Genomic DNA, 11,059 nt, shown 5'->3' with positions numbered 1-11,059 from the left:
GGCGCCTCAGCTTCGCGGTTTGCTGTCGCCGACCCAGAAGCGCGGTCCCGGACCGAGCCGGGCGGCGCGGTCCGCCGGGTTGACGAGGCCGCAGGAGGACAGCGACAGGCAGCCGCAGCCGATGCAGCCGGCGAGGCCGGATTTCAGCCGCTCCAGCTCCGCGATCCGCTCGTCGATCCGCCGGGTCCAGCCGCCCGACAGGCGCGACCAGTCCTCGCCGGTCGGGATGTGGTCGGTCGGCAGCTTGTCCAGCTCGGCCTTGATCTCGTCCAGCGACATGCCGATGCGCTGGGCGAAGACGATGAAGGCGATCCGCCGCAGCACCGCCCGCGGGAAGCGGCGGTGGCCGGAGCCGGCGCGCTCGGACCGGATCAGCCCCCGCTCCTCGTAATAGCGCAGCGCCGAGGCCGCGACGCCGCTGCGCCGCGACACCTGGTTGATCGTCAGGACTCCGTCCATGGCTCCGCCACCGTGCCGATCGGGCTTTCAAGCTAACTTGAGCTTGCCGCCGGCATCGATCAAGCCGGGGCGGGTCGATCGGCCGTCTCAGGCCAGCGCCGGGGCGCGCTTCTCCAGCGTGTAGGAGAGGACGGCGACGGCGAGCCCGACCACGGCCACGGCGGCGCCGAGATACGGGATCTGGCCATAGGGCATGCCGGCGGTGATCGCCGCGCCGCCGAGCCAGGCGCCGGCGGCGTTGCCGAGGTTGAAGGCGCCCTGGTTCAGGGTCGAGGCCAGGTTCGGCGCCTCATGCGCCTGGTCGACCACGCGGGTCTGCAGCGGCGCGCCGAGGCTGAACTGGACCACGCCCCACAGCACCATCGCCGCGACGGCGGGGATGGCGAAGGGCGCGGCCAGGCCGAAGCCGGCGCAGACCACGGCCAGCGCGGTGAAGCTGGCCATCACCGCCGGCATCAGCCGCCAGTCGGCCAGGCGCCCGCCGAACAGGTTGCCGACGGTGATGCCGACGCCGAACAGCAGGAGGGCGGTGGTGACGCCCTGCGGCGTCAGGCCGGAGACGGTCTCGAGAATGGGCGTGATGTAGGTGAAGACGGTGAACAGGCTGACCGAGGACAGGATGCTGAGCGCCATGGCCAGCAGCACCTGCGGCTTGCGCAGCACCGAAAATTCGGAGAGCAGGTTGCCGGCCGGCGCCTCGCGGTCGCGCGGCAGAATGAACGCGATGGCCAAGGCCGCGGCGATGCCGATCGGCACGATCGCCCCGAAGGTGGCGCGCCAGCCGGCGACATGGCCCAGCGCGGTGCCGAAGGGCACGCCCAGGACGTTCGCCAGGGTGAGGCCGGAGAACATCAGCGCGATGGCGCGGGAGCGCTGGTGCCGCGGCACGAGGCCGGCGGCGACCACGGCGCCGATGCCGAAGAAGGCGCCGTGGCACAGCGCCGTCAGCACCCGCGCCGCCATCAGCGACCAGTAGTCGGGCGCCAGCGCGCACATCAGGTTGCCGAGGACGAAGACGCCCATCAGCCCGAGCAGCACGGTCTTGCGCGGCAGCCTGGCGGTCAGCAGGGCGACGATCGGCGCGCCGATGGTGACGCTGAGCGCATAGCCCGAGACCAGCATGCCGGCCGCCGGGATCGAGACGCCGAGATCCCGCGCCACGTCCGGCAGCAGGCCCATGATCACGAATTCGGTGGTGCCGATGCCGAACGCGGCGACGGCCAGGGCGAAAAGCGGCAGCGGCATGAGGGGCGAATCCGGTGACGGGATACCGGCCCTAGGATGCGCGCTTATCTTCGCCAAACGTCATACGAATGCTGCAATGCAGCATTCGGGAAATGCGGGGCGGAGGCCATCGGGTCTCCGCCCACCGCGAGCCGTCAGGAGAACACGAAGTCGGAGGTGTGGAGTTGGGATGCGGAGGTGAACCCGGTCAGGTTGATCGTGATGTCCGCTGTGCCGTTGCCATCGGTATCCACAAGCACCTGTCCGCTGGCAAAGCGGGCCTCGCTGTTGCCGCTGGCTGTGAATGCCGCGGCACCGAGATAGCTAAAGGTGCCGTGCAGCAAACCCTGGAACACCAACGTGTCGCCTTGCCCTGGGTTGAAGTCATTGATGAAGTCTCCTCCATCGAGGGTGCTGGTAAAGACGAATCGATCCCGCCCGATTCCGCCATGTATCGAGTCACCGTCGGCACCGCCGATGATGATGTCGTTGCCATCGCCTCCCGATAGCGAGTCGTGACCCGCACCGCCGGTGAGGGTGTCGTCACCGGCGAAGCCGAAGAGGGAGTCGTCATCTCCCCTGCCATCAAGCAGATCGTTTCCGGCGCCTCCTGCATAGAAGTCGCGACGGGACCCGCCGATGACCGTATCGGCCCCATCTCCCCCTTGCACCTCGAAGCCCCACGATCCCGCGCGGATCGTATTTCCGGTCGCGGACAGAAAAAGGGTCATGTTCGAAGCGACAAACGAACTGTCGGTGAGATCGACGGATCCTCCGCCAACGATCTCGATCCTCGGTGCCGATATGCTCCGGAACCCATCCAGCTGATCGGCCCGAAGGATAAGTCGGCTCGTGAAGCTGGTCAGAACTTCAAAGCTGACGACTTCAGCAATGGAGATATCGACCGATGGGGTGTAGTCTTCATAGCCAACAGACAATTCATCGACACCCGCTCCGCCCTCATAGCGGTCCCCAGCAGCGATATAGCCATCATTGACGTGGAGGTAGTCATTACCGTCTCCTCCATTCACATCATCGCTGCCCGCTCCGTCGTAGATCAAATCCGAGCCTATTCCGCCGCGCAAAATGTCGTCGCCGACCCCGCCGTTGAGTGTCGCCCCATGCGCCCCGGCAACAAGTGTATCATCCCCTCCATTGCCGATAGCGGATCTGCCTCCCGTTACAGTATCGTCGCCATTCTCACCAACCACACCGGCGCCGGCGGAACCAAGGTTGATGACATTTCCGAAATCGCTCAACTTTATTGATGTACCAGCGGCTATCTGTGAATTTTCCAAATTTATTTCACCACCATCGATAACCCTAATTTCCCATGCCGAAATATATTTAAATGAATTCAATTGGTTAGAATACAGATTCACGTTTCGCGCATCCAAATTTTCAATATTTATAATGTTAATTTTGAACAAATCTGCATCGCCAAAATCCTTGACACTAAAAGTATCCACTCCGGAGCCGCCGTCATATACCTCACCCGACTGAATGTCAGCACTTCGAATATCGAGGTTATCGTTTCCAGAACCGCCATAAACTCGGTCAAAGCCGGCATCACCGGAAAGACGATCATTCCCATCCATGCCGTAGACCACATCGTCTCCGGCGCCGCCTGCTATCGCATTGCCGGCCCCGTTTCCCACGATCGTGTTGGCTAGCCCATTTCCGGTGCCGTCGATGGCAACGGCACCGGTCAGGTTCAGCTCCTCGACATGCGCGCCGAGCGTATAGCTGACCGACGACCGCACCCGGTCATAGCCCTCCCCCGCCGACTCCTGGACCTTGTCTCCGATCGAATCCACGTCGTAGACGTCGTTGCCGGCGCGGCCGATCAGGAGGTCGTCGCCGAGACTGCCGTTGAGGACGTTGTTCCCGGCGTTGCCGATGAGGGTGTTGGCCAGCGCGTTGCCGGTGCCCATCAGGTCGCCCGTGCCGCCCAGGGTCAGGTCCTCGACATTGGCGCCCAGCTGCCAGCTGACCAGCGACCGCACCCGGTCTTGGCCCTCGCCCGCCGCCTCCGCCACCTTGTCGCCGGCCGAATCCACGTCGTAGACGTCGTCGCCCTTGCCCCCGATCAGCACGTCGTTGCCGGCGCTGCCGTTGAGCACGTTGTTGCCGGCATTGCCGACGATCGTGTTGTCCAGCGCGTTGCCGGTGCCGATCAGATCGGCCGTGCCCGCCAGGGTCAGGATCTCCACATTGGCGGCGAGCTGATGGCTGATCCAGGCCCGCACCCGGTCGGTGCCCTCGCCGGCCCGCTCCACCACCTGGTCGCCGGCCGAATCGACGTCGTAGGAATCGTCGCCGAGGCCGCCGACCAGGATGTCGGCGCCCAGGCCTCCGATCAGCCAGTCGTTGCCGGCCGCGCCGTAAAGCTTGTCGTCGCCCGCGAGACCGTAAAGCTGGTCCGCCTCGGCGCTGCCGACGATCCTGTCGGCGGCCGCCGTCCCCGAAAATACCGGCATGAAATCCTCTCCCCCTTCAAAATCCGGCGCGCCTCGGCCGGTGTTCCCCGGCCCTCCCGCGCCTCCATCAGCTTAATCCCGGCTCCGCCTCGCTCGGCAATCCGGATTCTGCGAATTCGTGAAAAAATTCATATAACGGCGGCGCGCCATGCCAGGCCGCCGCCATGCTAGGGTCCGCCTCGCCCGACCATCGCCCGAGACCGCCATGGCCCGCCGCCTGCCCCCGCTCCTCGCGCTCCGCGCCTTCGAGGCCGTCGGCCGGCTCGGCAGCGTCCGCGCCGCGGGGGAGGAGCTGGCGGTCAGCCACACCGTGGTGTCGCGCCATGTCCGCAACCTGGAGCAGCGCCTCGGCGCCCGGCTGCTGCGGCCGGCCGGGCGCGGCCTGGCGCTGACGCCGGAGGGGCAGCGTTACCTGGCCCAGGTCGCCCAGGCCCTGGACCTGATCGAGCGCGCCACCGCCGAGCTGTCGGCGCCGCGCCGCCGCACGCTCGCGATCTGGTGCGCCCCCGGCGTCGCCTCGCGCCGGGTGCTGCCGCGGCTGCCGGAGCTGGAGGCGCTGCTGCCGGAGCACGAGATCACGCTGCTGCCGACGCTCGCCCGGCCCGACTTCGCGCGAGACGAGGCGGATGCCGAGATCATCTATCTGGAGGCGGCGGCGCCGCGCGACGGGGTGCGGGCCGAGCTGCTGTCCAGCCCTCGCGTCTTCCCGGTGGCCAGCGCCGCCTTCCGCGCCCGCCACGCCGATGTCGCGGCGCCGGCCGACCTGCTGCGCCTGCCGCTGATCCACGAGGAATCTACCGAGCAGTGGGAGCGCTGGCTGCGCCGGGCCGGGGTGGCGGATTTGCCGCCCCTGCGCGGCCCGCGGCTGTGGCACGCCCATCTGGCGATCGAAGCGGCGCGGCTGGGCCAGGGCGTCGCCCTGGCCAACGCCGTGCTGGCCGGCGAGGACCTGGCCGCCGGCGGGCTGGTCGAGATGGTGCCGTCCGACATCCGCCTCGGCGGCTACTACTTCCTGTCCGAGGCGGCGCGCTGGGACGAGCCCGGCCTGGCCACGCTGCGGCGGTGGCTGCGCGATCTCTTCACGACACCGAACGGCAATGGTGCATAGGATGCACCAGACGCGTTCAAACTAGGCGATTGTGCAACGAGGCTGCCGCACCGACCTTCTGTCTGTCGCCTGACCCGACCTCAGAGGATTTGCATGACCACCAATGCCGAGCTGTTCCAGCGCCGCAACGCCGCCGTCGTCCGCGGGGTCGGGCACGCCACGCCGATCTCCGCCGCCCGCGCCCTGAACGCCGAGGTCTGGGATGTCGAGGGCAAGCGCTATGTCGACTTCGCCGGCGGCATCGCGGTGGTCAACACCGGCCATTGCCATCCCAAGGTGATCGCCGCCGTCCAGGAGCAGATGGCGAACTTCACCCACACCTGCTTCCAGGTGCTGCTGTACGAGCCCTATATCGAGCTGGCGGAGAAGCTGAACGCGCTGGCGCCGATCAGCGGCCCGCTGAAATCGGTGTTCTTCACCACCGGCGCCGAGGCGACCGAGAATGCGGTCAAGATCGCCCGCGCCGCCACCGGCCGCAGCGGCGTGATCTCCTTCACCGGCGCCTTCCACGGCCGCACGGTGATGGCCTCGGCCATGACCGGCAAGGTGGTGCCGTACAAGAAGGGCCTGGGCCCCGTGCTGCCCGAGGTCTGGCACCTGCCCTTCCCGGTCGCCCATCACGGCGTCACCGTCGAGGATTCGCTGAAGGCGCTGAGCTTCCTGTTCAAGGCCGATGTCGACCCGTCCCGCGTCGCCGCGATCATCATCGAGCCGGTGCAGGGCGAAGGCGGCTTCTATGAGGTTCCGGCCGAGCTGATGCGCGCCCTGCGCCGGATCTGCGACGAGCACGGCATCGTCCTGATCGCCGACGAGGTGCAGACCGGCTTCGGCCGCACCGGCAAGATGTTCGCGATGGAGCATTTCGACGTCGAGGCCGACCTGATCTGTGTCGCCAAGAGCCTGGCCGGCGGCTTCCCGCTGTCGGGCGTGATCGGCCGGGCGCCGATCATGGACGCGGCCGATCCGGGCGGCCTCGGCGGCACCTATGCCGGCAACCCGCTGTCCTGCGCCGCGGCGCTGGCGGTGCTGGAGGTGTTCAAGGAGGAGAAGCTGCTGGAGCGCTCCAACGCCATCGGCGCCCGGATCAAGGCGCGGCTGGAGACGCTGTCGCGGCGCAACGACCTGCTGCCGATCGCGGGCATCCGCGGCCTGGGCGGCATGGTCGCCTTCGAGATCGTCAAGTCGCGCGGCACCTTCGACCCCGACGCCGACGCCACCAGGAAGGTGACGCAGAAGGCCTATGAGAGCGGCCTGGTGCTGCTGTCCTGCGGCGTCAACGCCAACGTCATCCGCATCCTGGTGCCGCTGACCGCCAGCGACGCCATCGTCGACGAAGGCCTGGACGTGCTGGAGCAGGCCCTGGCCGCGGCCTGAGCCGCCGGCTCTTCCATCCCTCCTTCCTGTCATGCCCGGGCTCGACCCGGGCATCCAGGGCGGCAAGAGCTGCTCTGGGCGGCCCCTGGATTGCCGGGTCAAGCCCGGCAATGACAGCAAAGAGCAGCGAAAGGCGCCTTTGCGCCATTCCGTTCCGTGACCCCGTGAGGCCCTGATGCCCACCCTGACCCTGAACGACCCGACCCTGTTGAAGAGCCAGAACCTGATCGGCGGCTCCTGGATCGGCGAGGCCGTCGATCCGGTGACCAACCCGGCGACCGGCGAGACCTTGGGCCGCGTGCCCCGTTTCGGCGAGGCCGAGGCCACCGACGCCGTCGAGGCCGCGGAGGCCGCCTTCGGCCCCTGGGCCAAGAAGACGGCCAAGGAGCGCTCCGCCATCCTGCGCCGCTGGTTCGATCTGATCCTGGCGAACAAGGAGGACATCGCCCTGATCATGACCAGCGAGCAGGGCAAGCCGCTGGCCGAGGCGCGGGGCGAGGTCGACTACGCCGCCTCCTTCGTCGAGTTCTATGCCGAGGAGGCCAAGCGCATCTACGGCGAGACCATCCCGAGCCACCGCGCCGACGCCCGCATCCTGGTGATGAAGCAGCCGATCGGCGTGGTCGCGGCGATCACGCCCTGGAACTTCCCGGCGGCGATGATCACCCGCAAGGTCTCGCCGGCCCTGGCCGCCGGCTGCACCGCCGTGATCAAGCCGGCGCCGGAGACGCCGCTGACCGCCCTCGCCCTCGCCGAGCTGGCGGTGCGCGCCGGAGTGCCGGCGGGCGTGCTGAACGTGATCACCGGCGACGCACCGAAGATCGGCAAGGTCCTGACCGGCCATCCGGCGGTGAAGTTCGTCGGCTTCACCGGCTCCACCGAGGTCGGCAAGCTGCTGATGCGCCAGGCCGCCGACACGGTGAAGAAGGTCGGGCTGGAGCTCGGCGGCAACGCGCCGTTCATCGTCTTCGACGACGCCGACATCGATGCCGCGGTCGAGGGGGCGTTGGCCTCGAAGTTCCGCAACATGGGGCAGACCTGCGTCTGCGCCAACCGGATCTACGTCCAGGACGCGGTCTATGACGATTTCGTCGCCCGCTTCGCCGCCAAGGTGAAGGCGATGAAGGTCGGCCGCGGCACCGAGCCCGGCGTGGTCCAGGGCCCGCTGATCACGGCCGAGGCGGTGGAGAAGACCGAGCGCCACATCGCCGACGCCGTGGCCAAGGGCGCCACGGTCGTCACCGGCGGCCACCGCCACGCGCTGGGCGGCACCTTCTTCGAGCCGACGGTGCTGTCCGGCGCCACCACCGAGATGGTGGTGACGCAGGAGGAGACCTTCGGCCCGCTGGCCCCGGTCTACCGCTTCCGCGACGAGGCGGATGTGGTGGCCCAGGCCAACGCCACGCCCTTCGGCCTCGCCGCGTATTTCTACGCCCGCGACCTGGGCCGCGTGTTCCGGGTGGCGGAGGCGCTGGACTACGGCATCGTCGGCGTCAATGCCGGCGTCGTCGCCACCGAGGTGGCGCCCTTCGGCGGGGTCAAGGAATCCGGCCTCGGCCGCGAGGGCTCGCACCACGGCATCGAGGAGTTCGTGGAGCTGAAATACGTCCTGCTCGCCGGGATGGGCGGGTAGGACGGCGAGCTCGCGATGGCGGTTCGAGGAGAGAACCGTCAGTGCGAGGAGGCGAAGCCGACGAAGCAATCCAGGGGCCACGCCAAACGGCCCTGGATTGCTTCGCTGCGCTCGCAATGACGATCTTTTTGTCGGTCGCCAGTTCTATACGTGCGGGAGGGCCATCGGCCCTCCCTCCTCGTCAGGACCGCCGCACCGCATGCGGTTCCATCACCGCCATGGTGAAGCGGACCGCCCGCGCGCCCTTGCAGGCATAGGCGTGCGGCCGGTCGCTGCGCAGCAGGGCCGAGGTGCCGGCCGGCACCTCGTGCGGGCGGCCTTCGACCTCGAGCAGCAACGTGCCGGCGGTGACGTGCAGCAGCTCGCGCGTGCCGGCCGGATGCGGGTCGGAGACGTGCCGCTCCTTCGGCTTCAGCTCCCATTGCCACAGCTCCAGCATGTCCGGGCCATCGCTGCCGACCAGCAGCACCGCGGCGCCACCCTCCGGCCCGGCCCAGAGCCGCGCCGCCTCCTCCGGCCCGACCAGCCGCACCACATTCTCCCCGCCCAGATCCACCAGCTGCGCCACCGAGACGCCGAGCGCCGCGGCCACCCGGCACAGCGTGGCGATCGAGGGGTTGGAGCGGGCGTTCTCGATCTGCACCAGCATGCCCTTGCTGACGCCGGACAGCCGGGCCAGCCCGTCCAGCGACAGCCGCCGCGCCCGCCGCAGCTCGGCGACATGGCGCGCCACCGCCGCCGCGGTCGCCGTCTCGGCGTCGCCGGCCACGCCTCGATCGGTCACTATATTGACCTGTCCGGTCATCATGGCCTATTCAGCAAAATGATCCATCCGGTCACTATAGCGAACCGAGCCGATGCTGTCCTCCCCGCCCGTCATCGATCCCGCCATCTGGGCGCTGCGCCCCGACTTCGCGGCGCTGAGCCTGGTCGCGCGCGGCGCCCGCAACGGCCCGAGCGACGCCGCCGGCGCAGCCCTTCTGGCCGAGGCGTGCCGGGCCGCGGCGGACGGGCCGGGCTGGGCGGCGGCGCATCTGGAGGCGTGGCGCGAGGCCTATCGCGGCTTCGGCGCCAAGCCGCAGCGCACCCCCTGCTCGGCCGAGGCGCTGCGCAAGCGGGCGCAGCGCGACGGCGGGCTGCCGCCGATCAACCGGCTGGTCGATCTCTACAACGCGCTGAGCGTGCGCTGGGCCGTGCCGATCGGCGGCGAGGACCTGGCCGCCTATGAGGGGCCGCCGCGGTTGGTGCGGGCCACGGGCGACGAGACCTTCGAGACGCTGGCGAACGGCGAGCCCGCGACCGAGCATCCGGAGCCGGGCGAGGTGATCTGGCGCGACGATCGCGGCGTCACCTGCCGGCGCTGGAACTGGCGCCAGGGCCCGCGCACCCGCCTCGACCTGCCGACGACCGAGATGTGGTTCGTGATCGAGCGGCTGGAGCCGATGCCGATCGAGGCGCTGGAGGCGGTCGGCCGGGAGCTGGCGGAGGGCATCCGCGCGATCGCGCCGGAGGCCCGGATCGAGACGGCGCTGCTGCGATCCCCTTAAATCCACCCGCCGTCGACGACATACATCTGACTGGTACACATGCGGGCGTCGTCCGAGGCCAGGAAGGCGACCATGCGGGCGATGTCGATCGGTTCGACGAAGCCCTTGATGCATTGCGACGCCATGATCCGCTCGACATAGTCCGGCGTGTACCAGAGCTTCACCTGCCGCTCGGTCCGCACCGCGCCGGGCAGCACGCAGTTGACCCGGATGCCCTCGGCCCCGAGGTCGCGCGCCAGGCTGCGGGTCAGCCCCTCGATCGCCGCCTTGGCCGTGGTGTAGGCCGGCATGCCGCCCATCCCGGCGCGCCAGGAGATCGAGCCGAAATTGACCACCGAGCCGCCGCCGGCGTCGCGCATCCCGGGGCGCACCGCCTGCACCATGAAGAACTGGTGCTTCAGGTTCACCGCCAGCCGGTCGTCCCAGTACTCCGGCGTCACCTCGTCGATGCCGTGGCGCTGGTCGTGGCCCGCATTGTTCACCAGCACCCGGATCGGGCCGACCGCCGCCTCCGCCGCCCGCACCATGGCGCGCAGCGCGTCGATGTCGCGCAGGTCGCAGGGCAGGAAGGCCGGGGCCGGCAGCCCCTCCCCCGCCAGGCGCTCGACCAGGGCCTGCGACGACTCCGCATCGATGTCGCAGAACACGACCCGGCTGTTCTGGCGGACGAAATGCTCGACCAGCGCGGCGCCGATGCCGGAGCCGCCGCCGGTGATCAGCACGGCCCGATCCTGCAGGCTGGGATAAAGGGTGATGTCGGTCATGATGCGCCCGGGTGAGAAGGGACGGAATCAGGTCAGTCGCGGACCAGCGTCAGCCGGCGTTCGAACAGCTCCAGCACCTCGGCCAGGGTGCGGCCGCGGCGCAGCCGGTGCCTGCCCTCGTAGACGCAGTATTCCACGCCCTGCGCCCCCATCACCTTGGCGATGCCGTAGAGCGGCCGGTCCTGGCTGTGCCGGAACACGCTGAACACGGCGATGCCGACGCCGTGGTCGATCGCGTAGTCGCGCCATTCGCCCGCGGCGACGCGGTCGAAATAGAGGCTGAGGAGCTGGCCGAGCTCGCCGCGGTTGAAATAGACGCGCCCGCGGCGGCGCCGTATCTGCGAGAGATCGAGAACCTGCGACATGCGCCGGACGAAAAGCCTCGACACCGTTGAGTCGGTCCGCCGAGTGTCGGCCGAATCCGCCCGCGCGTCCAGCCGCCGCGCGCCAGCGTCGCAGCGGCGGCGGAT

General features: G+C 68.9%; 10 protein-coding genes. 4 read left to right on the top strand and 6 right to left on the bottom strand.

Features of this window, described 5'->3' with window-relative positions; translation table 11 throughout:
• Positions 1-6: 6 nt before the first annotated feature.
• The 3 genes from soxR to G537_RS42590 all read right to left on the bottom strand — a co-directional run bounded on the left by soxR (position 7) and on the right by G537_RS42590 (position 4,163).
• Positions 7-459, bottom strand: a complete 453-nt coding sequence (gene soxR, locus G537_RS0131975) for a redox-sensitive transcriptional activator SoxR (protein ID WP_026873505.1) — start codon at positions 457-459, stop codon at positions 7-9.
• A gap of 87 nt (positions 460-546) precedes the next feature.
• Complete coding sequence (locus tag G537_RS0131970; protein ID WP_026873504.1) at positions 547-1,704, bottom strand: MFS transporter; 1,158 nt, start codon at positions 1,702-1,704, stop codon at positions 547-549.
• A 134-nt stretch (positions 1,705-1,838) separates the two neighbouring features.
• Positions 1,839-4,163, bottom strand: a complete 2,325-nt coding sequence (locus G537_RS42590; protein WP_051249403.1) for a calcium-binding protein — start codon at positions 4,161-4,163, stop codon at positions 1,839-1,841.
• Positions 4,164-4,368: 205 nt separating this feature from the next.
• Here G537_RS42590 and G537_RS0131960 point away from each other — a divergent pair, with 205 nt between their 5' ends.
• The 3 genes from G537_RS0131960 (at position 4,369) to G537_RS0131950 (ending at position 8,278) form a co-directional block, all read left to right on the top strand.
• Positions 4,369-5,271, top strand: coding sequence for a LysR family transcriptional regulator (locus G537_RS0131960; protein WP_026873503.1), 903 nt, complete (start codon positions 4,369-4,371; stop codon positions 5,269-5,271).
• 93 nt (positions 5,272-5,364) lie between these two features.
• Positions 5,365-6,645, top strand: coding sequence for a 4-aminobutyrate--2-oxoglutarate transaminase (gene gabT, locus G537_RS0131955; protein WP_026873502.1), 1,281 nt, complete (start codon positions 5,365-5,367; stop codon positions 6,643-6,645).
• Positions 6,646-6,820: 175 nt separating this feature from the next.
• On the top strand, positions 6,821-8,278 hold the full coding sequence (locus G537_RS0131950) for an NAD-dependent succinate-semialdehyde dehydrogenase (protein WP_034853754.1): 1,458 nt from the start codon (positions 6,821-6,823) through the stop codon (positions 8,276-8,278).
• A 181-nt stretch (positions 8,279-8,459) separates the two neighbouring features.
• Here G537_RS0131950 and G537_RS0131945 read toward each other — a convergent pair whose 3' ends face one another.
• Complete coding sequence (locus tag G537_RS0131945; protein ID WP_211230586.1) at positions 8,460-9,086, bottom strand: helix-turn-helix domain-containing protein; 627 nt, start codon at positions 9,084-9,086, stop codon at positions 8,460-8,462.
• A gap of 49 nt (positions 9,087-9,135) precedes the next feature.
• On the opposite strand from G537_RS0131945, the gene G537_RS0131940 reads away from it, so the two are divergent.
• Positions 9,136-9,825, top strand: coding sequence for a B3/B4 domain-containing protein (locus tag G537_RS0131940; RefSeq protein WP_026873499.1), 690 nt, complete (start codon positions 9,136-9,138; stop codon positions 9,823-9,825).
• Here G537_RS0131940 and G537_RS0131935 read toward each other — a convergent pair.
• Both G537_RS0131935 and G537_RS0131930 read right to left on the bottom strand, forming a co-directional pair.
• Positions 9,822-10,589 carry an SDR family NAD(P)-dependent oxidoreductase gene (locus tag G537_RS0131935; protein WP_026873498.1) on the bottom strand — a complete coding sequence of 256 codons (768 nt, stop codon included), beginning with the start codon at positions 10,587-10,589 and terminating at the stop codon, positions 9,822-9,824. The two genes, G537_RS0131940 and G537_RS0131935, sit on opposite strands and share 4 nt — an antisense overlap.
• A 32-nt stretch (positions 10,590-10,621) precedes the next feature.
• Complete coding sequence (locus tag G537_RS0131930) at positions 10,622-10,978, bottom strand: DUF2794 domain-containing protein (RefSeq protein WP_211230585.1); 357 nt, start codon at positions 10,976-10,978, stop codon at positions 10,622-10,624.
• Between the last annotated feature and the right edge of the window lie 81 nt (positions 10,979-11,059).

The sequence above is a fragment of the Inquilinus limosus DSM 16000 genome, assembly GCF_000423185.1.
In the GTDB taxonomy this organism is placed as follows: Bacteria; Pseudomonadota; Alphaproteobacteria; order DSM-16000; family Inquilinaceae; genus Inquilinus; species Inquilinus limosus.
This window is presented reverse-complemented; position numbering and strand designations above follow the sequence as displayed.